The organism is Tumebacillus lipolyticus, from assembly GCF_042682745.1.
In the GTDB taxonomy this organism is placed as follows: domain Bacteria; phylum Bacillota; class Bacilli; order Tumebacillales; family Tumebacillaceae; genus Tumebacillus_A; species Tumebacillus_A lipolyticus.
The window spans coordinates 81,261-103,208 of record NZ_JBHUIO010000008.1 but is presented as its reverse complement, the minus strand read 5'-3'; the positions used below and the strand labels follow the sequence as shown (position 1 = coordinate 103,208).

The following is a 21,948-nucleotide window of genomic DNA, read 5'->3' as shown; positions in this document are numbered from 1 at the left end:
AACATGAAAGGCCAACGCCTGTTAAAGATTCGAGAGATCATCTCGACGAGGGATATTGAAACGCAAGAAGAGCTGGTAGACAAGTTGCGTGAGGCAGGCTTTCAGGTCACGCAAGCGACCGTCTCTCGCGATATTAAAGAACTGCACCTGGTCAAAACGCCGACGCTGAGCGGGACGTATAAATACTCCTTGCCCGCCGAACCGAGCTACAACCCAGAGCAGAAGCTGCGTCGGATGTTGCTCGACTCGTTCGTCTCCATCGACCGAGCGGAAAATCTGATCGTGATGAAAACATTGCCAGGTAACGCACACGCGGTCGGCGCGATCGTCGACGCTCTCGATTGGCCAGAAGTGCTCGGCACGATCTGTGGAGATGACACGATCTTGATCATCGTGCGCAACAAGGAAGTGGCACCAGACATCGTCGGTCGCTTTCTCTCCTATGTCTAGGGGGCTAACACATGCTTTTGGAACTGTCAGTTAGGAATTTTGCTCTGATCGAAGAGGTGCGCTTGTCGCTGCAAGCGGGCCTTTGTATTCTCACCGGGGAGACCGGTGCTGGCAAATCGATCTTGCTCGATGCGGTGAGTCTCATCTTAGGCGGTCGCGCCTCGTCCGATCTTGTTCGGCAGGGCAAAGACAAAGCTGCGATCGAGGCTCTTTTTGCCATTGAACCAAGTCCAGAATTTCTCGAATTGATCGGCGAGTACGGATTGGAGCTTGAAGATGACAACGTGCTGATCGTCCGCGAGATATCGGCTGCCGGCAAAAGCGTTTGCAGAATAAACGGAAGAATGGTCACCGTGCAGATGCTGAAGAATTTTGGGCAATACTTAATCAACATGCACGGACAACATGAGCACCAGACTTTGCATGAAGTGCGGGAACAGCTCGCCTTGATTGATGCGTACGGCGGCGAAGAGCTGCTCTCCTTGCGGGCGAAAGTAGAAGCTGCCTATTTCGACTATCGCGACGCGAAAAAAGCGCTTCGCGATGCGAAGCTCGGCGAGCAGGAGCGTATTCAGCGATTGGACATTCTGCGCTTCCAGCTGCAGGAGATCCGCGAGGTCGGAATGCGCGAAGGGGAGGACGAGCGGCTGGAAGAGGAGCACCAGAAGCTGTCCTTCGCGGAGAAGCTGTTCGATGCGTCCAACTCCTCTTATGAGGTGCTCTACCACGGAGAGCGCGGGGGCACGTCCACCCTTGACAGCGTCAACCGCGTCATCCGCGAGCTGGAAAGCGTTGTCCGCTACGATGAGACTTTATTTCCGGCGCTCGACCTGATCAAGTCATCCTTGTATCAGTTAGAAGAGGTAGCGCACATGATGCGCGATTACCGCGATCAGATCGAGTTCAATCCGGCGCGTCTGTACCAGATCGAAGAGCGGCTGAACACGATGAACCGCCTGAAGAAAAAGTATGGGGATTCGGTGGCAGACATCCTCGCATTTGCAGCGAAGATCGAGGAGGAGCTGCATGCGCTCGAACATCATGAAGAGCGTCTCGAACAGTTGAGCGCAGTGGCGACGCGCAAAGGGGAGAAGCTGGCCAAGCGAGCCGTATCGCTTTCCAAAGCGCGGCGCAGGGCGGCAGAAGAGCTGTCCCATGCGGTCATGGATGAGCTGACCGAACTGATGATGCCGAAGACGCAGTTTGCGATCACCTTTACCCAGATTCAAGATGCGGACGGTCTGTTGATCGGTTCGCGCAAAGTGCATGTCAGCGAATGGGGCATCGATCGGGTCGAATTTCTGTTCTCGCCAAACGTGGGCGAACCGTTGCGGCCGTTTGCGAAGATCGCATCAGGCGGGGAGCTCTCGCGCACGATGCTGGCGATCAAGACGATCCTCGCCGATGTCGACAATGTGGGCACGCTGATCTTCGATGAGGTGGACACGGGCATCTCCGGCCGCGCTGCCCAAGCGGTGGCGGAGAAGTTGGCGCTGATCGGTGCTCGCCGACAAGTGATCTGCGTGACCCATCTGCCGCAGGTCGCCTCGATGGCAGATGCGCACTTCCTGATTCAGAAGCATCAGGATGATGTGCAGACGAAAACGGAAGTGAACCAGCTGAGTCAGGAGGAGCGCATCGAGGAGATCGCGCGGATGCTCTCCGGTGTGGAGCTAACCGAAACCACCAGAAAACATGCGAGCGAAATGCTCGACCGCGCCAGTGCTATTAAGGCTTGAGGGCGATGGGCAGAGTGCCAAAAGCGAGTACTCATGCCAGATGTTTCGCAGGATAGGCGCTTGGCGTGAGAGGTATTCTAAAGCTATCACTCCAAGATGACACTGTCGATTGACAGAGGTATACGGAGGTGCAGACAGGGAAGGAAGGGGAGCGTGAGATGGTTTGACAAAACACACTCGCAGAAAGCTCTTAGGACTTTTCGTCGCAACATTGTTTGTCGCTTTGTGTTGGTTCACACCTATTCATCAGCTCGCAAGCATTCCCCAAGAATTGCGGATCTTGCAAGGCACCAGTACAGCGCTTGACTTTGGGATTCCCTCCTTTGCGACGGTGATCACCTCGCAACCAGAAGTGGTCTCGCTCGGCGGGTCCCCTGCGTCACAAGTTGCTGCTCACCTCAAACAACCTCTCAAGCTCGATTCAGGAAAAACTGGCACAGCAGACTTGCAGGTTAAACTTTTTGGCATGATCCCGGTCAAGTCGGTTCATGTGAATGTTGTCCCCGACTTGAAAGTCATTCCGGGCGGACAATCGATCGGTGTGAAGCTGAAGTCTTCAGGGATTATGGTCGTCGGGTACAACTTGGTCAGGACGGGCGGCAACTCGGTCTCGCCTGCGGAACAGGCACAGGTAAAAGTGGGCGACATCATCACCGCGATCGACGGGCGCAAGGTCGCTTCTGTCGAACAGGCGGCCGAATGGATCAACAAGGCGGGCAAGGCGCAGCGCCCGCTAGAATTTACGATCAAGCGCGCCAAAGAACAGCTGAAATTGAAGGTCAAACCGATCTATGACAACGATGGGGAGACGTATCGCATCGGACTTTACATCCGCGATTCGGCTGCCGGCGTCGGGACGCTGACCTTCTTCCAGCCGGAGCAAAAAGTATTCGGTGCCTTAGGGCATGTGATAACAGATGTGGACACCGGACAGCCGATCGGTGTCGGAGAAGGCCAGGTCGTTCACTCCCGCGTCACTTCGATCGATAAAGGGGAGAGCGGGACACCTGGTGAAAAGCGGGGCATCTTTATCGACGAAGAGCGTGTGCTCGGTTCGATCACCCGCAACAGCGATTTTGGGATCTTCGGCAAGATGGAGTCGTTGCCAGACAACGCCAAGGTCAAGAAGGCGATGCCGGTAGCGCTGGCAGAGCAGGTACACGAAGGGAAAGCGACGATCCTCACAGTCGTCAACGGTCAAGCTGTCGAAGAGTTTGAGATCAAGATCGTCAATGTGATGCGCCAAAAATATCCGGCGACGAAGAGCATGGTGATCAAGATCACCGACCCGCGCCTGCTGGCGAAAACGGGCGGGATCATCCAAGGGATGAGCGGAAGTCCGATCCTGCAAGATGGCAAAGTTGTCGGGGCGGTAACGCACGTTTTTGTCAACGATCCGACGCAAGGGTACGGGGTTTTCATCGAATGGATGCTCAACGAAGCGGGTGTAAAAACGAAGACGGCTGCCGCTTCCTGATGTGACAGCAAAAAACGCCCAGCAGATGGGCGTTTTTTGCATCGTATCAATTTGAAGCGAGAAGGTCTTGATCGATGACCGTTCCTTTCTCATTAAGTGAGTAGGCGAGAATCTTCCCCGAGCGGTTCGGTTGCTCCCATTCGACGAAGAGATGGAAGTTGAGCGCTCCGCTCTGCAGTCCAGCCTCGTCAGGGCGAGCGATGGTGATGTCCTCATTTTGATCGGACGAAGCGGGGTATTGATAGGGCTGATCTGCAAAATCATACCGCCACATCTGTCGACCGCTCGTCGCATCCTCGACGATGTAATGTCGCTTGCCAAACAGCGCTTCCACTTCCCCTTCGGTCATCGCCAGCTTCACATTCTTCTTAATCTGCTCGATCGTCAAGTTGGAGATCGTCGCGCTTCCGAGCTCAAGAGCTTGCGTTTCCAGCGGCTTTGGCGGTGTAGTATCTATTTGGGGTCCATCTGCAGTCGTGGGTGAAAAAAGGCTTTGAATGCTCGCCTGCTGCTGGTAGATGAAACTGCCGGTCAGGACCATCAGAGTACCGATGATCAGCAAAAGCACTTTGATTTTTCGATTCATCGCATTCGCTCCCGAGCGTTCCAAATGATTACTAGGATAGACGAAGGCAGATCCGGTTAGGTTTCAGCAAGTTGCAATATCTGTGGGACTATTTAGCTATTTTGCGTGTACGATTGAAAAACTTTTCGACAAAAGTGTCTCCTTTATAAGAAGATTCGCACTGATTGTGTTAAAATAGATGTTAATGGACTCGGAATTTGTTGAAACAAGTCAAAATGTTTATTAGGGGCTATTAGAGGAATAAAAAGTGCATTGTCGAAATATCTTTTCAGTTGGGTGAGCGTACACAAGGGGGTTTAATCTCAGTGAAGAATATCAAAGTTCTGATCGCAGATGACAACCGCGAATTCGCGGAGCTCTTAAAAGAATTTGTCACCGAGCAAAACGACATGGAAGTCGTCAGCGTCGCGTATAACGGAAACGAAGTTCTGGAACAGTTGGAAATCCAACAACCAGATGTGATCATTTTGGACATCATCATGCCTGTGCTTGACGGCATTGGCGTTTTGGAAAAGATTCAGGGCATGCAACTCTCGTACGACCCGAAAGTGATCATGCTGACAGCTTTTGGTCAGGAGAACATTACGAAGCGAGCGGTGGAGTTTGGGGCGGCCTATTATATCTTGAAACCGTTCGATATGGATGTGCTGGCGAACCGCATTCGCCAAGTGGTTCGCGTTCCGGGGGTAGCGCCGAAGCAGCAGATGACTCGCGGCAAGAACGTAGACGCTTCGATCACCAACATCATTCACGAAATCGGCGTGCCGGCGCATATCAAAGGCTATCACTACCTGCGCGAGGCGATCGGGATGGTCTACAAAGATGTCGAGATCCTAGGCTCGATCACCAAAGTGCTGTATCCGAAGATCGCCGACAAGTACAACACCACCCCGTCCCGAGTGGAGCGTGCCATCCGCCATGCGATCGAAGTGGCATGGGGCCGCGGCAACGTCGACTCGATCCGCAACCTGTTTGGCAACACCGTCAACGTGGGCAAGGCGAAACCGACCAACTCCGAGTTTATCGCGATGGTGGCGGACAAACTGCGGATTGAAGCGAAGATTTCGTAAGCGGCAGTGCAGCCTTATGTAACAACGGTTTTCGGGAACGCGGCTCTCATACATCCCAATCTTGAAAAGCCAACCAACTTGTTCTGAAGTCGATAAACGTCTTCCATCTCACCCGATAAATCCTCGTGATTTATTGGGTGTTTGTGTTTGGAGCAAAACAAGAAAAGGATATGTCAAAAACATCTCCTTTTCTTTGAGCTATTTCGACTACTAGTCGTTCTGACCGCAGCGGTACTTGAATTCCGGCTCAGTTTGAATGTAATAGGCAGAGCGCAATTGTGCTGTCCAATTTTGGAAAATCTCTTTCCACTCTACACTTTTGAAGAAAGCGTCAAGCGGCAACGAGGAATTCCATTCGATGATAAAGTAGGGTTCGACGGTGGGACTCCACATCCCGAGGCTTGCGACACCACTTTCCTTAATCAGCAGGAGTGGCAGACCACGTTGGAATGCCATTGCGGGTTCAATCTGCAAAAACGGCGTGCCTTCCCAGGAAGGGGGAGGCGGCGGGCTACCGGTGTTGGTTTGCGTATACGTGGCGAAGACTTGTTGCATATTGACTGCGATCAGTCCATAACTGGATAAAACGATGCGACGCACGCTGGTCAGTGTTTTTTCCGGGTATTGCTCCGTATCAGGAAGTGTGCGCGGGAACAGCAGAGCTTTTTCTAAGTGCTCGGATGGCTTAAAAAAACGGGGATGCGAAAGGCTATCTCTGCGGAATCTTTCATTGAGTCTGTTGGTTTTGCCCATTGATCTTTTTATTTCATAACATTACTCCTCTCTTTTTCATTGATATGAAGAAGAAAGGAGAGCGGTGTGGACAAGTACGGAAGTGGTAGCGCATATTTTTTGTGCAAACCTGTCGCTTGTGAGGTGCTGCTGATCTTTTTCACAAATTCGCAAAGGTTATGGAAACAGAAACCTACTAATAGGTAGAGGATAAAATCTGTAAATTAGAAACCAATACATATCAGCCACTAGTAGTAGTGTTGAGGAGAGGCTAAATTAGTTGTATATGAGATTGCTACCAGATATGTCGATTCGATCCGCAACCTCTTCGGCAACAGGGTCAACTTGGGCAAGGAGAACTTGATCCGGAGTTCATTGCGATGGTTGCAGATAAGTTGCGGATTGAGGCCAAGATTTTGAAATCTTTCACGAAGCCAGATGTATTAAGGATTTGGGGGACATTGGCTATCATACATCCTAATTGTGAAAAGCCGAAATGCCTGTTTTGAAGCCTATAAACTTCTTCCATCTCACCTGATGATTTTTTCATTGTTTCTTTTGTTCGGCGCAAGACGGAGGCAGCAAATCGCTGAGATTCTGGTTTGATGAATGAATCGACAATAGCCTCGGAAATTGATAAAGTATTATTATCTACTAGCTATAATTTACAGTCTTCCTATTATTTGAAATTAATAAGGTGGAGAATCTGCTATGAAATCTGTAAACAAGTTGATTGATTCCGAACTCGATCTAATCGTTACCTACCACTTGAGTTGTTTTCATGATTTTCCAACTGTAGATTATGATACTGATACTATGCCAATCTCTCATACTGTTCAATTAGAGTCCGATTACGAATTTCTGCAAGACAAATTGGGTATTTCGGATGAAGATAAGAACAATTTTACCAGTAAATCTATTGAAAACGTAATTCTTGCAGAACTAACGATCACAGAATTCCCCAGTGAGTGGAAAGAAGAAATTGGCGAAAGCTGGTTTTGTTGGCTTGATGCCCTTGATGGGGATCATGCTGTAATTGGAAGTAGAGCAGACCAGATAGAGGAAGAGGAATTATATGATGACCCTTTTCTTGTCGGCAGTTTATTCTACGTTTCGCGCCTAGATGTCCACCCGTTCTTAAGGGGAAGAGAAATCGGTATCAAGTTAATACAATATTCTTTCAGGAATTTAATAAGAAATGCGAGTGGAATGATTTTCTTGATATCCAAACCTATGCAGTCTTCGTTTTCGAAAGATGATGCAATATTTAAAAGCTCTAGCAGATTAGCTAAATACTATGAACGTGTGGGCTTTACAAGGGTCTCAAAAAGAAAAAGTAAAGATGTATTAATGGAGGTTACGGTTGAAAAATTATTAACTTCTAGTTTCTGTTTGGGGAGTAGTGGTAACTATACTGTATCAAAACGTAAATAAGGAGAGCGTCAATATGCCGAGTATATTTCTCAGCTATGCAAACATCGATAAACCATTTGTTGAAAAATTAGCAAGGGACTTGAAAAGGATTGGAGTAGATGTATGGTTTGACAAATGGAAAATGAAGGTGGGAGATTCAAGGATATGGGAAACTGAGGATGGCATAAGAGAGAATGAATATCTTGGATTAGTATTAACTCCTGAGGCTCTTGAATCAGAATGGGTAAAGAGTGACTTAGAGGCGGCTTGGGTTAAGCAAATGCAAACAAAGAAGGTATTTGTATTACCGATCCTCTATAGGGATTGTCAAATTCCGCTTTTTTTAGCAGATCGGAAATTTGCCGATTTTAGAAATGAATATGAAGACGGCTTTAATGAAATTGCCGCACTCTTCGGGATAAAGGATACGGAAGCGATAACCCAAGATAATTGGCGGAAATTCACTAAAAAAAGAAATGTTAACTGGAAAGCATTTAAGATCAGGGAGTTCGAGGAGGTGGTAACCTCCCTTGTTGATAAGGCGATAAGTAATAATTGGAGTGTTTGGGTGGGAGGGACTGCAAACGAGTTTTCCCTCACTCTTTCTGCTTATACCAAACAAACGAGCAAATCAGTCTCAATCAAGCTTGTAGGTAATCGCAATGCGTATATGGCAACATTTAAACCAGAGTACAATCCTAATAATCTGAAAGTCAGTGATTTTGATATTTATGTAGGCAATTCGGTTAATGCTTGCGAGGGCTTTGTATGGAGAGTTATGAGAGATTTCAATGAAACTTATGGTAAGCCTGTAAGAAAAGCTACTTATTTTACAGAAAGATTCTCAAGGGGGAATGAGATTACAGAAGCAGCAAAAGAAATGATAAAGAGATTCAATTGGTATAAAGGAGATAACATACCTAGATGAAAGCGGCTACACACATCGACGATACTGCTACTTGTAGCGAAAACAGACCCTCTTTTTAACGCTCTAGAATGAATCTTGTGGTGGACTGGGAACAAAGAAGCATCCGAGACGCATTTATCAAGCTGTGGGAATGTGGATTCGATCCGTGCGCTGTTTGGGGATACGGTGAACGTGGGCAAGGCGAAACTGACGAATTCGGAGATCATCGCGTTGGTTGAGGATAAGCTGCGGATTGAGGCGAAAATTTTGTAGGCGGCAGTGCAGATGGTATCTTGGGAAGAAGCATTATTTGATCGTGATTGGGGATATTCGTTCCACTTGTCCTGATCACTCAATGAATCCAAGCGATTGGTTAGTCTGAAGCTGAACTGATAGGGAGTGGGAAATTGATCAAAGTGATCAGAGTTATTCTAGGGATTGTTGTTATCGTCCTATCGAGTTATAGTCTGCTCACGAAAGACTTTGAATGGATGCCTTATTCAATGTTGTTTTTAGGGGCATTTTTTTTATCCAGCGGTGTTATCGAGCTTCAAAAAGAGGGAAAAAGATTTCTTGGATATATGACGATTGTTGTTTCACTCTTTATCTTTTTTGTATCCATTCAGGGGTTTTTGTTGCAGTAAGGGATCGCATAGGTTCGAGTGGATGGGAGCGGTTGCAAATCTTTTCGTTTCGTCAAAGCAATCGGACAACCTACTCGACTAGACAGACAGTCGGATAAAATGCTCAACCATCACTCGACCTCATCAGGTTCTTACATGATGAGGTCGAGTGATTTTTTGTACCTCAGCAGAATGCAGATCGGTCTGAGCGATGCGGATTCTCTTGAACCAGTTTGGACAAAAGTGGGAAGGAGAGTGGAGTGGCATAACGAATGATAAACATTAAGAGGATATTTAAAACGCGAGTGGGAAGAGAGGAGGGAATCGATCATGACAGCAAGTAAGAAGACGTCAAAAACTGCCGACAAGAAATCGCCGAAGCTGTCCGGAACTGAGCAGGTTGTACAATTTTTAGAAAACCTCGAACATCCGCTCAAGCAGGAAATCGAGGAAGTTCGAAAGATCATATTAGGTACGAACGGACACATAACCGAACATATCAAATGGAATGCACCGAGCTTCTGCTACCAGCAGGAGGATCGCGTGACCATGAATCTGCAAGGAAAAGGCTTTTTTCGGCTTGTCTTTCATTGCGGGGCGAAGAAAAAAGAGCCTGCGAGTGAAGGCCGGCTGTTAGATGACACGACTGGGTTGTTAGATTGGGTTGCCGACGACAGAGCGGTAGTAAAAATCACCGATATGAGCGATGTGGAGAGCAAAAAAGACCGGCTTGTGGAAGTGGTGACGAGGTGGCTTGAAGCCACAAGTTCATAGAAGTTTTTTGAAAACGCGAGAGAACAAAAAACGAGAAGAGACTTCCCATTCAAAAGGATACGGCTCTTCTCGCTTTTTCAATGTGTTGATCTGCACGAAGCAAGAGAGCAAGAACAGTTCGAATCAAACATGACAGCATTGCCACTCTGACGTCATCGCCTAGCTCATTTCAGCTTCTGATCGGGTGGGCCGATTTTCAAAGTCTCGGTGATCGGCGTTACTTCCTTAGCATATTGTCTAGCGTTCATTCCATAAGCTTGTTGAAAAACTTCCGGTGAGGTGAGCCGCAAGACATCGGAGCCCTCGACCGACTCGATCTGACCATCGTTAAAATTGACCAGCAGATGGGCTTGATCTGTCATCGGGGTGATCCAGTGCCACCAGCCTTTTGGAATGAATGCCACCTGTCCAGGTTTTACAGGATAGTTGTGCAATTTGAGCGTAAACGGGTTGAGGATGGAAACGGTCACTTCGCCGGAGATCACATAATCCAATTCATCTGCGTTCGGATGCCAGTGAGGTTCGCGGATATGGCCTTTGGTCAGGTAAAGGTCACCGAGTGACAAGTTGTGCATCATCGGGATCTGGTCACAGGTGACCTCGTAGAGAAAGCTGTGATCGCGTTGAGCGCTCAGATTTTGCTTCAGTTCGAAAAAGAGGTTGGGAGTGCCAGCGGAAGTGTCTTTTACTGCCAATCTATTTCCGGACCGCTCGCTCTTCTGCACGGCATCTGGCGATCCGATGACCACAGTTTTTTGAATCGGTGCGACCATATTGGCGAACTGTTTGGCGTTCACGCCATAAGCCAATTGAAAAACTTCGGGTGGCGTTTTCCGCAACACGTCGGAGCCTTCGATGATTTGGCGGTCTTCATGGCTAAAGATTTGGACGATGTAGACTTTTTTCGTAACAGCGGTGATCCAGTGCCACCAATTGATCGGGATATAGACGACCTGACCTGGCTGCACATGGTAGGTCAGCAATTGGTGTCGGAACGGGTCGAGGATCGAGATGAGCACCTCTCCCTCAACCACATAGTCGAGCTCCGCTGCGTTCGGATGCCAATGCGGCTCCCGGATGTGTCCTTGTGTGAGGAATAATTCATCCAATCCGATTCGGTTCAGCACGGGTAACTGTTTGGAAGTTACTTCGAAGATCATATTTCCAGCATCCTGCTTGAAGAATAGGCTGCTGCTTTTTAAGAACAGATTGGGCGATTTTGATGTTGCTTTTCTCTTGCCAACCTTATGTTTGAAACCGAACATGAAAGATGTTCCCCTCTTTCTCCATAGCTGCGATAGGGTGAGCCAGCTCCTCGTGTCGGCTGGAAGCGATCGCTTCTGCTCAGTTGCGCTTAAAATTGGCTAATTTGCATAGCCGGGCTACAGGCACTTTATAGATGTATTCATGCGGTTGACGAATAGAAGAAATGTGCAGCTTGGAGGATCGGGTCAAATGGGGTCAGTCCACACAGCCGATGATGAAATGATGCTTTCAGCAGAACGTGTGAAACCGAACGAGGTGGTAAGCTCGCCCAGCTGAGTTTACAATAGGGGTGAAGGAATGACTTTTGTTCGGAGGCGAATATGACAAGCAATCTTTTTATCAACAACGTCAAGCGGCTCGTCCAGATGCATGCAGAGGGACTCCTCGGCGGTGAGGTGATGCCAGAGGATGCGCTGCTCGGGGTTGTTCCAACTGACGAAATGGCAAACGTGTTGACGCTGGGGATGTCATTAAATTACCAACGAAACTCCTATACGCTTTGGCAGTCGATCGCGCAGGCGTATCTCGATGATCGTTCAAGGTGGATTTTTCACCCTCATGCTGCATCCAGCAGCGATCTTGGCGACTTGCGAAATACGTTGCTGCAATACCGAGTGGCGTTGCAACCGAATCGTCATCCAGATATTTGGCAGCGAGTCGCAAAGGGCATCGCTCAATCCTCGCCAAGCGGTGATGTTCTCGGGATGATCGCAGCTGTTCAATCTGACATCGCCACCCTCAAGAGCATCATGCAGGGAACGAGGAAGTCGGAGTTTCCCTATCTCTCCGGGCCAAAAATCTTCAATTACTGGCTGTATGTGATGGAGAGCTATGCGGGAGTTGGCTGGAAGTCGCGTGAACTGATCACGGTCGCTCCCGATACGCACATCTTGAAGGCGACTGTAAAATTGGGACTCTGCACGTCAGACGTACTAAGTGGTACTGCTGATGATCGGCAGGCGGTGGCAGAGGCGTGGGAGCGGGCGCTGACTGGAAGTGGGCTGGCTCCGATCGATGTTCATACACCGCTATGGCTCTGGAGTCGCGCAGGATTCCCTGCACTTTCCGGCACGGAGGAGATGGTACGATGAGCGTTTCATGGGCGGAGAGCTATGTTGGGCAACTCAGGGAAAAAGTAGGCCATATCCAACTGATCGTTCCTTCGATACGCGCGATCTTGCGAAATGAGCGTGGGGAAATCCTGTTCATCGACCGAAGAGGGGAAAACTCATGGGGCATGCCGGCCGGTTCGATCGAATTGAATGAATCGATCACCGATTGCCTGAAGCGAGAAGTGTTCGAAGAAACAGGGCTGATCGTGGAACATGCAACTCCGATCTCGCTTTATTCGGGCGCCGAGCATGTACAGACCAACCATTTCGGAGATGCGTACCAAATGTTCGAGTTTGTGTTTCTGGTCGAGCAGTGGAGTGGAGAGATCGTCACCGAAACGGATGAAACCACAGATGCAAAATTCTTTCCGCCCGATCAGCTCCCGCCGATTGATGATGCATATTGGCTCCAGCATACGATCGATGTGCTCAAGGATTTGAAGAATTTCCGCGGCTCGCTGATCCTGAAATGATGCTCCGGATGGGAGCTGGAAGCTGGGCAGAGAAGTTGACAGCCGATGAATGGAGACGCTTATTCGAATCTGAAGGACAGCTTACCGGCTGTCCTTTTTACTTTTCATCACTTGACGGGCAGGTTGTTGCAATACTCATCTTCCTTTGCTAATATATCGTGTAATACGATACATCGAGAGGGGGATTCGTTTTGTTGACCAGAACGATCAACGAAGCGTTGACCGATGTCTACTTCTATCTGCATTACAAACATGAGGAAGCGCTGACTCACCAAAACATTCGTTGTATGCAGAGCATCGAGAAGAATAAGCGGACGACGATTCAGTTTATTGCTGAAGTGTTAGGTGTTTCTCATAACACAGCATCTGAGCATGTCAAAAGATTGATCCAGAAAGGTTATATCAGGAAAGGGAAAAATGAAGAGGACAGAAGAGCGGTGCTGCTCGAACTCACAGATCTGGGGAAAGAGGTATTGCGGAGAAATACGGAGCTCGATGAACAGAAGCTGCAGACGATCTTAGATCGGTTGACAGATGAGGATAAAGCGCAGCTCATCAGATCGCTAGAGCTTCTGCAAAAGGAGACGATACATGTATTTTCTTCTTAAGTCGGCCGTTTCAGGTCTTGTGATCGGCACGATCACCGTCGTAGCCAAAATATCCCCCAAATTCGGCGGGATCATCGCGGCGCTCCCGCTGATCAGTCTGTTAAGCCTGATCTGGCTCTATGTACAAGGTGGGAAGACAGCCGAACTGAGTGAGTTTTTATTCGGGGTTCTATATGGATTGCCATCGACCATCGGATTAATAGCAATTGTTGCCTTCGCACTGAAATATTCGATGCCGCTTTTTCTATCGATCGGGTTGGGGATTCTTGGCTGGGGTTTGCTGCTGTTTGTTCAGAAATTGCTGTTGCCAAACTGATCTGGGTCAATGACCTGCCAACTGAACGGCTCTCACCCGATAACGATTCGAGTTGTCGGGTGCTTTCGTTGTAGCCAAATCATCTTGCCATCTCCACAGAGGAGATCCGCCCGATGCTAACCGGCGTGATTGCGAGAGCGGTTCTCTCTTGGCTGGAAGAGATGTGCAGTTTGAGCAGGTACCTATTTAATGTAGAGATCGAAATTTATTGATTCGAAATGTTTATAAAAATATAAAAATATCCATTTTTTTGAAGTTTTAAATATCTCTCGTAAAGAAATGTTGTACCACATGCGATCCTTTGACGATTTTTTGAACACCTGCAGTTCTCGGTTGATCGAGCGAGCGGATCACCGTATGATATGACTATAGTCAAAAAGTGACTACGGTCATATTTAGGAGTTGATGCTGCTCTATGTTGCGTAACATCAGGAAAGAAGAGCTAAAGGAACAAATTTTTTTGCAATCGATGGCACTGTTTCAGGAAAAGGGATTTGACAATGTGACGGTGGAAGAGATCACACGAGCATGTGGAATCGCCAAAGGAACTTTCTATAACTATTTTCCCAAGAAGGAGGCGATTTTGTTACATCTTGGGATGTTGCAGATGGAATCGGCGAAAGAAAGCTTGAAAAGGTATGACAACCTGGAGAGTTTGAAGGAAAAACTAAACTTCTTGTTCCAAGATCTGTTCGCGAGATTTTCGATCTATCCTGACTTGGCAAGGCTGACGATCGCCGAAATGATGCGCTCATCGCTGCTGATCAAAGCGGAATTGAGTATGATTGAATCATTTCAATCGGAACTTGAGGTGTTGATCGAGGAAGGGAAAAAGAAGGGTCAAGTCGTGGAACAGCTCACTGCGAGCGATGTGGCAGCTGTCGTTGCCGGGGTCTATTTTTACTGCTTGATGGTCTGGGCTTCCTCAGATATGAGTGCTGATGAGATGCGAGCGACTTTTGAACGCAGGTTTGAAGTGGTTTGGGGTGGGATTTGCCCAAAACTAGACGGGGAAGGGGAATGAGCATGAGCGGGACAGCTTTGATCATCGGTGGAGGGATTGCCGGTTTGACAGCAGCGGTTGCCATGCAACAGCTTGGTTTCGACGTGCGTGTCTATGAGCGATACGCTGAAGTGCGCCCGGTCGGAGCGGGGATCATGGTGGCGCCGAACGCTTTGCAAGCGCTCGATGTGCTCGGGCTTGCTCATGCGGTTCAGACGCGAGGGCGCAGAAACAACAGCATGATGATTCTCGATCGTCAGGGGAGGACGCTCTCGAAGATTGCCGCATCTTGGCAGGGGCGTTCGATCGTCACGATTCATCGCGCAGATCTGCATCAGATTTTGCTCGATGCATTAAAGCCGGGCACGCTGATCTTGGGAAAATCATGCCTGCGCGTCGAGCAGGATGGGAAGCGGGTGACGGCGATCTTTGCTGATGGGAGCACCGATTCTGGCGATCTCTTGGTGGCGGCAGATGGCATCCATTCGCCGATCCGCACACAGCTGTTCCCTGACATAAAGCCGAGGTATGCAGGCTACACTTGCTGGCGGGGGATTGCGCACAACGTTTCAGCTCAAGGGATCTGCGAATGGCCGACGGAGACATGGGGAGGCAGCGGGCGCTTCGGCATCGTGCCATTGCCTGATGATCGCATCTATTGGTATGCGTTGCTGAACGGTCCGGCGGAAGACAGTGCGTTCGCCCAGTACAAAGTTCGCGACCTGTCCGAGAAGTTTTCCGGCTTTCACTCGCCGGTTTCACAAGTGCTAGCAGCCATGACAGATGAGCAACTGATCCGCAATGACATCTATGACTTGCCGCCGCTGAGCCGCTTTGCCTCCGGACGTGTTTTGCTGATCGGCGATGCAGCTCATGCTGTTACGCCCAATCTTGGACAAGGCGCCTGTCAAGCGATCGAAGACGGCGTCATGCTGATGAAGTGTGTTGCCCAACAGCCATCGATCGAAGCGGCATTTCGATCATTTGAGCTGTTGAGAAAACAGCGGGTGGCGATGATCGCCAAGCGATCGCTCTACATCGGCAAGCTCGCTCAGCTCGATCGACCATTGCTCTGCCGCCTTCGCGACGGGATGATGCGGATGATTCCCGACTCGATGCAACGAAATCAGATGACGTCTTTGTACAAGGTCGATTTTGCGAAGTAGTTTCAACAAGCCATGCCCACGTTCGGCATGGCTTGTTGGCTGTCAAACGAGGATTAATCATTGCGCAGGATGCGATGCTTCTGTTTGTATTCGGACCTGCGGCTGATCTGGTAGCTTTTCGCATTTTTGCTATGGCCTTCTTCCACCTGTTCAATCGCGTCGTACCCGCGCGAGGCGACCCAGATCTCCCAGAGCACGGAAGCTTTGATGTCGATCAGGATAAAGAGCAACAATCCCCCGAGGATGATCAAGTATACTGCGGTCATCTTCGATCAACTCCTTCTCTCAATTGTTGAAGCCCGATCTGCACGCGCTCTTCATTTCCGGTATCAAGTCCGGACAGGATGGCGTGGAAGGGGAGGCGCTGTACATAAAAACCGGTCACACGTTGCCAAAACAGCTCATCTTGGGGCAAGCCATACCGTTTTACCACCTCTTTGGTAAACTCAGCGCCATACGCTGCAAACAGTCCAACAAAATCGTAGGCAGGATCTCCAAGGCGCACATCGCCAAAATCGATCACCCCGGAGAGCTCACCTGCCTGATGCAACAGGTGGTCTGCGCTAAAATCTCCGTGTAACAGCCGCGGCTCATAACAAAAATTTCTCGAATCTGTCAAAAAGCTTTCAAAAGATCGTTTCGTCCAGTCGCGCTCCGCTCGGTTCAATCGAGAAAATGCTTTTTGTTCGATCTCCTGATAAAAAGCTTCCCAACTCTCTTTTCCGACGGTAGGCAAGCTGATCTGTGGTCGATGTGTATGTAAAGTCGTTAAAAAGCTTGCCAATGTTACAGATAATTTTAATTTTTTTGCTCGATCTAGCTTTTGAAAGTGGGCTGGTGTAAGCGGTGTACCTGGGATCTGTTGGTAGCCGACATATGTGATCTCTTCATCCAGAGGGGATTGATACAGAAACTGCGGCACCTGTACGGGTAACGAGCGTGCTAAGTCTGGTAGCAGCAGCTGTTCTCGCCGCAACTCCTGCTTGCCCTCTGCTGTGCGGGGAAAGCGAAACACCAATCGCTCTCCGACGATCCATACTTGATTGGCCCAGCCGTGCGCGATCACTCGCGCCGATTCACCGCGCAATTCTGGGTGGTGGCGATAGATGGTCTCGATCATGTTCTCACTCCTTCTCTCCCCATTGTACAGTCGTTTCGCAATCTGGATAGAGGATTCCACCGCTTCCATCAACACCACAGTATTCGATCCTGTAGAAGTGGCATTCTATAAACACCACACGATGAGGAGGTGAGACAGATGGCTAACAACAACTCCAACCAAATCTTGGTCAACGGTGCTGCTCGTGCGCTGGATCAGATGAAGTATGAGATCGCTACCGAGTTCGGTGTCAACTTGGGCGGGGAAACTCCGTCCCGTCTGAACGGCTCTGTTGGTGGCGAGATCACCAAGCGCCTGGTCGCCTATGCAGAGCAAGCGATGTCTGGCAGACAGTAACCAACCGCATAGCGATGTAAAAGCGAGAGGGCTTCTGAAGAGAAGCCCTCTTTCCTTATCGTATGCATCGCAGGTCGATCATGTCCAACAGCATTTTCCATCCTGACGGGTGCATGGAGATCGAGCGATGCAACCATAATAAGATCAATCCCATCAAGGAGGTGACCTACAGTGGCAAACAACAACTCGAATCAAATCCTCGTCAACGGTGCAGCACGCGCCTTGGATCAAATGAAGTACGAAATTGCTTCTGAGTTTGGTGTCAACCTGGGTGGTGAAACTCCGTCCCGTCTCAATGGGTCGGTTGGCGGTGAAATCACCAAGCGTCTCGTCGCATATGCGGAACAGGCGATGTCTGGCCGTCAATAGTCGAGCGCTGCAATCGTGAACGCAATCACTCTTACATCTCATACAGGAGGTGCCGATACAATGGCAAACAACAACAGCTCCAATCAAATTCTGGTCAATGGTGCGTCTCGTGCACTGGATCAAATGAAATACGAAATCGCAACTGAGTTTGGTGTCAACCTCGGCGGCGAAACTCCGTCCCGCCTGAACGGGTCGGTCGGTGGCGAGATCACCAAGCGTCTGGTCGCATATGCGGAACAAGCGATGAGCGGTCGCCAACAGTAAGCAAAACTGAATAGATGATCATCAGGGCCTTCTCTTGTGAGGAGGCCCTTCTCCTGCGTGATTCTAGCGGTCAAATGATTCTTGACAGCGCTTTGTGAGAGGATAGAAAATAGAGTTCTACCCTTGCACGAACGGGATTTCTTTTACGGAAAGATGGGAGTTGCTCAGGAGATGACGACACAGACGATAAAGATCGAACAGATCGTGAAAGGTCTCAATCCCGAGCAGAAGTTGGCGGTTGAGACGACAGAAGGTCCCTTGCTGATCCTAGCTGGAGCAGGATCAGGCAAGACGAGCGTGCTGACGCGGCGGATCGCCTATCTGCTCGGCGCGCGCGGGGTATCGCCGTTTCAAATCCTCGCCATCACCTTCACCAACAAAGCGGCCAAAGAGATGAATGAGCGCGTGAAAAAGCTGGTGGGCGAAGCGGCTGAGGACCTGTGGATGAGCACCTTTCATTCGATGTGCGTGCGCATATTGCGCCGAGAAGCGGATCGCATCGGCTATCAGAACAATTTTACGATCCTCGATGCGGACGATCAGACGGCAGCTGTCAAACAGTCGATGCTCGATCTGAATCTCGACATCAAAAAGTTTGACCCGAATCAAATCCAGTGGCGCATCTCGGCAGCCAAAAACGAGCTGTTGACGCCAGATGAGTTTGCCAAGACGGCGGGGAAGAAACTTCAAGATGTTGTGGCAAGCCAGGTATATCGAGTGTATCAGCGCAAGTTGCAAGACTTTAACGCGATGGACTTTGACGATCTGATCATGAAGACGGTGGAGCTGTTCGAAACGAAGCGGGACGTCTTGGAGCAGTATCAAAACAAGTTCCGCTATTTGCATGTTGATGAATATCAAGATACCAACCGCGCACAGTATAGGCTGGTCAAACTGCTCGCCGAAAAGCATCGCAATCTTTGCGTGGTCGGCGATGGGGATCAGGCAATCTATGCATGGCGCGGCGCAGATATCTCCAACATCATGAACTTTGAGAAAGACTATCCGGAAGCGACTGTGATCAAGCTGGAGCAGAATTACCGCTCGACGTCGACGATCCTCGAAGCGGCCAATGCGGTGATCAGAAACAACAAACAGCGCAAGGATAAAGCGCTGTGGTCGCAAAACGGGCAGGGGGACAAGATCTCGATCTATACGGCGATCGACCAGGAGGATGAGGCGCATTACATCGTCCAGCAGGTGAAAAACCATGTCGACAACGGAGGGTCATTCGGCGATTGCACCGTGCTCTACCGCGCCAATGCGATGTCGAGGATTGTCGAGGAGGCGTTTTTGCAGGCGGCGATACCGTACAAGATCTTGGGCGGTATGACGTTTTATGACCGTCGGGAGATCAAAGATGTGATGGCCTATCTGAAGTGCCTCTGCAATCCGCAGGATGAAATATCCCTGCTGAGGATCATCAACGCTCCCAAGCGCTCGATCGGGCCAGGCACGATTCAGAAACTGCTCGATTATGCGCACGGGCGGGACTTGACGCTGCTTGAAGCGATGGGATTTCCTGAAGAGAACGGGCTGCCGGCGAAGCAGGCTGCCACCTGCAAGGAGTTTCACGATCTGATGAAATATCTGAACGTCTGTCAGGAAGGGCTTTCGGTGAGTGAATATCTGTCGGAGGTGCTCGACAAGACAGGATATCGTCAGATCTATGCACATTCCTCAAAAGAGGAAGATCAGATGCGGCTGGAAAACATCGAGGAGATGTTTTCGATCACCAAGTCGTTCGATCGCAGGCGCGGCGGATCGGTCGGCGACTTTTTGGCTGAAGTATCGCTCCTCTCCGACCAGGATAAAGAAAAGGGGGAGAACGGTGAGGCGGTGCTGATGATGACGATGCATGCGTCAAAAGGGTTGGAGTTTCCGACCGTCTTTCTCATCGGCTGCGAAGAGACGATCTTTCCGCACATGCGATCGATGGACGATGTTCGCGGGATTGAGGAGGAGCGCAACCTCGCCTATGTCGGCATCACGCGCGCTAAAGAAAAGCTGCACATGATGCACTGTGCGGAACGCACGCTGTTCGGGAATACGCAGCGCAATGACCCCTCTCGTTTTCTCGATGAGATCCCCGAAGAGTTTGTGGATCGCACCGTCGGGTATGTTCAGTCTGACATCGTCTGGAAGTCGGGCGATATGCTCAAGCATCCGCAGTGGGGGCAAGGGATGGTGTTGGACAAGCGGGGCGAGGAGGAGACGCTTGAGTTGACCGTCATGTTCCACCCGTCGATCGGAGAGAAGAAAGTGTTGCCACGGTTTACACGGCTAGAAAAAATTGTATAGAATATTTCAAAAGATCTTCCAATTTAGGAAGATCTTTTTTGTTTCGCATTAATCGATATCTATTTTTTCAATAAAAAGGTATTGCGTAAATCTGATTTGCTTGCTATATTGGATTCGAAGTAGATGTTTTCAGAAACATTACAGGAAGATTACGACAATGTTACGCGAACTTTTTATAGGGGGTTGTACACGATGGCGAAAAAATGGATTCCGATCGGGTTGGCTGCAACGATGGTAGCCACCTTGGCGGTAGGCTGCGGAGACAAAAAGACGGATGGTGGCAGCAGCGACGATTTGAAAGAAAAACAGGAGCTCAACCTGATTCTTACAGATGAACTCCCGACGATGGACCTTTCGAAAGCGACCAACACGCTCTCCTTCACGATGTTCGCACAGGTGAGCGAAGGTCTGATCCGCTCGGGCAAAGATGGCAAGCCGGAAGCGGGCGTCGCTGAAAAATGGGAAGTGTCACCAGACGGTTTGACCTATACGTTCCACCTTCGCGAGGATGCAAAATGGACCAACGGCGACAACGTTACCGCCCATGATTTCGAATACTCCTGGAAGCGCACGCTCAACCCGGATACCGGCTCCCAGTACTCGTTTATGGTGGCGTGGGTGAAAGGCGGTACGGAGTATAACGCAGGCAAAGGCTCTGCAGACGATGTTGCGGTCAAGGCGAAGGATGACAAAACGCTTGAAGTCACGCTCGATCACCCGATTCCGTTCTTCCTTGAGCAGATGGCGTTCCCGATCTTCTACCCGCAAAACAAAAAGTTCGTCGAAGCGCAAGGCGATAAATACGGTGCTGATGCTGCGACCACGCTGTACAGCGGCCCGTTCAAGATGACCGCATGGGAGCATGAGCAATCTGCTGTCATCGAGAAGAACGACACCTACTGGAACAAAGACCGCGTGAAGTTGAGCAAAGTGAACTTCCAAGTGGTAAAAGACTCGAACGCCTCTGTCAACCTGTACGAGTCGAACATGGTAGACCGTACCGGTCTGGTGCGCGACCAAGTGGACAACTACAAATCCTCCACCGAGTTTTCTACCGTTCCGGAGCTGACCACCGTCTACTTGCAATACAACCAACGCGTCAAAGCGCTGCAGAGCGCGAAAGTGCGCCAAGCGCTCACATGGTCTGTTGACGGCGATGCGTACGCTGATGTTATCTACCACAACGGTTCTGTCGGGGCGAAAGGATACAACCCGCTCGGGATGTCGAACGGTCAGGGCGGCGATTTCACGAAGGATGTCGGCGATCTGATCAACCGCAAGGATAACCTGCCGAAAGCAAAAGCGACGCTTGCGGAAGGTCTGAAAGAGGCGGGCGTCTCCGAGTTCCCGAAAATCAAGCTGCTGGCAGATGATGGCGACGTCGGGAAGAAAGCGGCCGAGTTTGTTAAAGAGCAATGGCGTCAAAATCTCGGCATCGATGTCGAAGTTGAAAACGTTCCGTACAAACTGCGTCTGGAAAAATCTCACGGTCATGACTTTGACATCGTCATCTCGCTGTGGGGAGCAGACTACAACGATCCGATGACGTTCCTCGATATGTTTATCTCCGGCGGTGACTTTAACGATCCGCAATGGTCGAACAAGGAATATGATGAGCTGATCAAGAAGGCGCAGCTGGAATCTGATCAGAAGAAGCGCATGAACTACCTGTACGATGCTGAAAAACTGATGATGAAAGAGATGCCGATCGGTCCGGTGACCTGGCGTGGACGCGCATTTATCACCAAGCCTTACGTGAAAGATTTCCGCATCCTGTCCTACGGTCCGGACTACGACCTGATCGACACCTTCATCGAAGGCAAAGAGTAAGCTTGCCCGCACG

General features: G+C 49.8%; 24 protein-coding genes and 1 pseudogene. 20 read left to right on the top strand and 5 right to left on the bottom strand.

The features are described 5' to 3' along the window. The first annotated feature begins 3 nt into the window (after positions 1-3). From ahrC to spoIVB, 3 genes are all read left to right on the top strand, one after another. Complete coding sequence (gene ahrC, locus ACFSOY_RS12940; protein WP_386047264.1) at positions 4-450, top strand: transcriptional regulator AhrC/ArgR; 447 nt, start codon at positions 4-6, stop codon at positions 448-450. A gap of 11 nt (positions 451-461) precedes the next feature. Further along, positions 462-2,189 carry a DNA repair protein RecN gene (gene recN, locus ACFSOY_RS12935; protein WP_386047262.1) on the top strand — a complete coding sequence of 576 codons (1,728 nt, stop codon included), beginning with the start codon at positions 462-464 and terminating at the stop codon, positions 2,187-2,189. A 163-nt stretch (positions 2,190-2,352) separates the two neighbouring features. Continuing rightward, on the top strand, positions 2,353-3,666 hold the full coding sequence (gene spoIVB / locus ACFSOY_RS12930; protein WP_386047260.1) for a SpoIVB peptidase: 1,314 nt from the start codon (positions 2,353-2,355) through the stop codon (positions 3,664-3,666). A gap of 46 nt (positions 3,667-3,712) precedes the next feature. Here the strand turns inward: spoIVB and ACFSOY_RS12925 are convergent, their stop codons facing one another. Beyond that, complete coding sequence (locus ACFSOY_RS12925) at positions 3,713-4,252, bottom strand: hypothetical protein (protein WP_386047258.1); 540 nt, start codon at positions 4,250-4,252, stop codon at positions 3,713-3,715. 305 nt (positions 4,253-4,557) lie between these two features. Here ACFSOY_RS12925 and spo0A point away from each other — a divergent pair, with 305 nt between their 5' ends. Further along, positions 4,558-5,322, top strand: coding sequence for a sporulation transcription factor Spo0A (gene spo0A / locus ACFSOY_RS12920; RefSeq protein WP_386047256.1), 765 nt, complete (start codon positions 4,558-4,560; stop codon positions 5,320-5,322). Between the two features lie 210 nt (positions 5,323-5,532). Here the strand turns inward: spo0A and ACFSOY_RS12915 are convergent, their stop codons facing one another. Continuing rightward, complete coding sequence (locus tag ACFSOY_RS12915) at positions 5,533-6,075, bottom strand: hypothetical protein (RefSeq protein ID WP_386047254.1); 543 nt, start codon at positions 6,073-6,075, stop codon at positions 5,533-5,535. 690 nt (positions 6,076-6,765) lie between these two features. On the opposite strand from ACFSOY_RS12915, the gene ACFSOY_RS12910 reads away from it, so the two are divergent. From ACFSOY_RS12910 to ACFSOY_RS12895, 5 genes and pseudogenes are all read left to right on the top strand, one after another. Beyond that, positions 6,766-7,488: a hypothetical protein gene (locus ACFSOY_RS12910; protein WP_386047252.1), complete on the top strand. Its 723-nt coding sequence runs from the start codon at positions 6,766-6,768 to the stop codon at positions 7,486-7,488. Between the two features lie 13 nt (positions 7,489-7,501). After that, positions 7,502-8,395: a toll/interleukin-1 receptor domain-containing protein gene (locus tag ACFSOY_RS12905; RefSeq protein WP_386047250.1), complete on the top strand. Its 894-nt coding sequence runs from the start codon at positions 7,502-7,504 to the stop codon at positions 8,393-8,395. A gap of 126 nt (positions 8,396-8,521) precedes the next feature. Continuing rightward, a pseudogene (locus ACFSOY_RS21215) lies at positions 8,522-8,647 on the top strand (sporulation transcription factor Spo0A); the annotation flags it as partial. A 143-nt stretch (positions 8,648-8,790) separates the two neighbouring features. Then, positions 8,791-9,018, top strand: a complete 228-nt coding sequence (locus tag ACFSOY_RS12900; protein WP_386047633.1) for a DUF3953 domain-containing protein — start codon at positions 8,791-8,793, stop codon at positions 9,016-9,018. Positions 9,019-9,327: 309 nt separating this feature from the next. Continuing rightward, on the top strand, positions 9,328-9,771 hold the full coding sequence (locus ACFSOY_RS12895; RefSeq protein ID WP_386047248.1) for a DUF1801 domain-containing protein: 444 nt from the start codon (positions 9,328-9,330) through the stop codon (positions 9,769-9,771). Between the two features lie 164 nt (positions 9,772-9,935). Here the strand turns inward: ACFSOY_RS12895 and ACFSOY_RS12890 are convergent, their stop codons facing one another. Continuing rightward, positions 9,936-11,036 (bottom strand): cupin domain-containing protein, encoded by a 1,101-nt coding sequence (locus ACFSOY_RS12890; protein WP_386047246.1) that lies wholly within the window; start codon positions 11,034-11,036, stop codon positions 9,936-9,938. 321 nt (positions 11,037-11,357) lie between these two features. Between ACFSOY_RS12890 and ACFSOY_RS12885 the strand changes: the two genes are divergently transcribed. From ACFSOY_RS12885 to ACFSOY_RS12860, 6 genes are all read left to right on the top strand, one after another. Then, positions 11,358-12,128 carry a hypothetical protein gene (locus ACFSOY_RS12885; RefSeq protein WP_386047244.1) on the top strand — a complete coding sequence of 257 codons (771 nt, stop codon included), beginning with the start codon at positions 11,358-11,360 and terminating at the stop codon, positions 12,126-12,128. After that, positions 12,125-12,622 (top strand): NUDIX domain-containing protein, encoded by a 498-nt coding sequence (locus ACFSOY_RS12880; RefSeq protein ID WP_386047243.1) that lies wholly within the window; start codon positions 12,125-12,127, stop codon positions 12,620-12,622. The genes ACFSOY_RS12885 and ACFSOY_RS12880 overlap by 4 nt, the downstream gene beginning before the upstream one ends. Before the next feature lie 194 nt (positions 12,623-12,816). Continuing rightward, positions 12,817-13,230 (top strand): MarR family winged helix-turn-helix transcriptional regulator, encoded by a 414-nt coding sequence (locus tag ACFSOY_RS12875; protein WP_386047241.1) that lies wholly within the window; start codon positions 12,817-12,819, stop codon positions 13,228-13,230. Further along, entirely contained in the window at positions 13,214-13,546 is a 333-nt protein-coding gene (locus ACFSOY_RS12870) for a hypothetical protein (RefSeq protein WP_386047240.1), read from the top strand. Before ACFSOY_RS12875 ends, ACFSOY_RS12870 begins: the two co-directional genes overlap by 17 nt. Before the next feature lie 415 nt (positions 13,547-13,961). Then, positions 13,962-14,570, top strand: a complete 609-nt coding sequence (locus ACFSOY_RS12865) for a TetR/AcrR family transcriptional regulator (protein WP_386047239.1) — start codon at positions 13,962-13,964, stop codon at positions 14,568-14,570. A gap of 2 nt (positions 14,571-14,572) precedes the next feature. Then, positions 14,573-15,715 (top strand): FAD-dependent monooxygenase, encoded by a 1,143-nt coding sequence (locus ACFSOY_RS12860; RefSeq protein WP_386047237.1) that lies wholly within the window; start codon positions 14,573-14,575, stop codon positions 15,713-15,715. A 53-nt stretch (positions 15,716-15,768) separates the two neighbouring features. Here the strand turns inward: ACFSOY_RS12860 and ACFSOY_RS12855 are convergent, their stop codons facing one another. Both ACFSOY_RS12855 and ACFSOY_RS12850 read right to left on the bottom strand, forming a co-directional pair. Beyond that, positions 15,769-15,981 (bottom strand): hypothetical protein, encoded by a 213-nt coding sequence (locus ACFSOY_RS12855; RefSeq protein WP_386047235.1) that lies wholly within the window; start codon positions 15,979-15,981, stop codon positions 15,769-15,771. After that, on the bottom strand, positions 15,978-16,835 hold the full coding sequence (locus tag ACFSOY_RS12850) for a phosphotransferase family protein (RefSeq protein WP_386047233.1): 858 nt from the start codon (positions 16,833-16,835) through the stop codon (positions 15,978-15,980). Before ACFSOY_RS12850 ends, ACFSOY_RS12855 begins: the two co-directional genes overlap by 4 nt. Positions 16,836-16,973: 138 nt before the next feature. Here ACFSOY_RS12850 and ACFSOY_RS12845 point away from each other — a divergent pair, with 138 nt between their 5' ends. The 5 genes from ACFSOY_RS12845 (at position 16,974) to ACFSOY_RS12825 (ending at position 21,935) form a co-directional block, all read left to right on the top strand. Beyond that, complete coding sequence (locus ACFSOY_RS12845) at positions 16,974-17,171, top strand: small, acid-soluble spore protein, alpha/beta type (protein ID WP_386047232.1); 198 nt, start codon at positions 16,974-16,976, stop codon at positions 17,169-17,171. Between the two features lie 171 nt (positions 17,172-17,342). After that, positions 17,343-17,540 (top strand): small, acid-soluble spore protein, alpha/beta type, encoded by a 198-nt coding sequence (locus tag ACFSOY_RS12840; protein ID WP_386047230.1) that lies wholly within the window; start codon positions 17,343-17,345, stop codon positions 17,538-17,540. 60 nt (positions 17,541-17,600) lie between these two features. Further along, the gene (locus ACFSOY_RS12835) at positions 17,601-17,804 is read left to right on the top strand and encodes a small, acid-soluble spore protein, alpha/beta type (protein WP_386047228.1); all 204 of its coding nucleotides are present in this window, start codon (positions 17,601-17,603) and stop codon (positions 17,802-17,804) included. 171 nt (positions 17,805-17,975) lie between these two features. Then, positions 17,976-20,105, top strand: a complete 2,130-nt coding sequence (gene pcrA, locus ACFSOY_RS12830; RefSeq protein WP_386047226.1) for a DNA helicase PcrA — start codon at positions 17,976-17,978, stop codon at positions 20,103-20,105. A 192-nt stretch (positions 20,106-20,297) separates the two neighbouring features. Continuing rightward, positions 20,298-21,935 carry a peptide ABC transporter substrate-binding protein gene (locus ACFSOY_RS12825; protein WP_386047224.1) on the top strand — a complete coding sequence of 546 codons (1,638 nt, stop codon included), beginning with the start codon at positions 20,298-20,300 and terminating at the stop codon, positions 21,933-21,935. Positions 21,936-21,948: the final 13 nt, after the last annotated feature.

Excerpts from the sequence above, each read along its gene's own strand:
- ahrC (WP_386047264.1), top strand. The coding sequence starts at position 4 with ATGAAAGGCCAACGCCTGTTAAAGATTCGAGAGATCATCTCGACGAGG.
- recN (WP_386047262.1), top strand. The coding sequence starts at position 462 with ATGCTTTTGGAACTGTCAGTTAGGAATTTTGCTCTGATCGAAGAGGTG.
- ACFSOY_RS12925 (WP_386047258.1), bottom strand. The coding sequence starts at position 4,252 with ATGAATCGAAAAATCAAAGTGCTTTTGCTGATCATCGGTACTCTGATG.
- ACFSOY_RS12915 (WP_386047254.1), bottom strand. The coding sequence starts at position 6,075 with ATGGGCAAAACCAACAGACTCAATGAAAGATTCCGCAGAGATAGCCTT.
- ACFSOY_RS12910 (WP_386047252.1), top strand. The coding sequence starts at position 6,766 with ATGAAATCTGTAAACAAGTTGATTGATTCCGAACTCGATCTAATCGTT.
- ACFSOY_RS12905 (WP_386047250.1), top strand. The coding sequence starts at position 7,502 with ATGCCGAGTATATTTCTCAGCTATGCAAACATCGATAAACCATTTGTT.
- ACFSOY_RS12895 (WP_386047248.1), top strand. The coding sequence starts at position 9,328 with ATGACAGCAAGTAAGAAGACGTCAAAAACTGCCGACAAGAAATCGCCG.
- ACFSOY_RS12890 (WP_386047246.1), bottom strand. The coding sequence starts at position 11,036 with ATGTTCGGTTTCAAACATAAGGTTGGCAAGAGAAAAGCAACATCAAAA.
- ACFSOY_RS12885 (WP_386047244.1), top strand. The coding sequence starts at position 11,358 with ATGACAAGCAATCTTTTTATCAACAACGTCAAGCGGCTCGTCCAGATG.
- ACFSOY_RS12880 (WP_386047243.1), top strand. The coding sequence starts at position 12,125 with ATGAGCGTTTCATGGGCGGAGAGCTATGTTGGGCAACTCAGGGAAAAA.
- ACFSOY_RS12870 (WP_386047240.1), top strand. The coding sequence starts at position 13,214 with ATGTATTTTCTTCTTAAGTCGGCCGTTTCAGGTCTTGTGATCGGCACG.
- ACFSOY_RS12865 (WP_386047239.1), top strand. The coding sequence starts at position 13,962 with ATGTTGCGTAACATCAGGAAAGAAGAGCTAAAGGAACAAATTTTTTTG.
- ACFSOY_RS12860 (WP_386047237.1), top strand. The coding sequence starts at position 14,573 with ATGAGCGGGACAGCTTTGATCATCGGTGGAGGGATTGCCGGTTTGACA.
- ACFSOY_RS12855 (WP_386047235.1), bottom strand. The coding sequence starts at position 15,981 with ATGACCGCAGTATACTTGATCATCCTCGGGGGATTGTTGCTCTTTATC.
- ACFSOY_RS12850 (WP_386047233.1), bottom strand. The coding sequence starts at position 16,835 with ATGATCGAGACCATCTATCGCCACCACCCAGAATTGCGCGGTGAATCG.
- ACFSOY_RS12845 (WP_386047232.1), top strand. The coding sequence starts at position 16,974 with ATGGCTAACAACAACTCCAACCAAATCTTGGTCAACGGTGCTGCTCGT.
- ACFSOY_RS12835 (WP_386047228.1), top strand. The coding sequence starts at position 17,601 with ATGGCAAACAACAACAGCTCCAATCAAATTCTGGTCAATGGTGCGTCT.
- pcrA (WP_386047226.1), top strand. The coding sequence starts at position 17,976 with ATGACGACACAGACGATAAAGATCGAACAGATCGTGAAAGGTCTCAAT.
- ACFSOY_RS12825 (WP_386047224.1), top strand. The coding sequence starts at position 20,298 with ATGGCGAAAAAATGGATTCCGATCGGGTTGGCTGCAACGATGGTAGCC.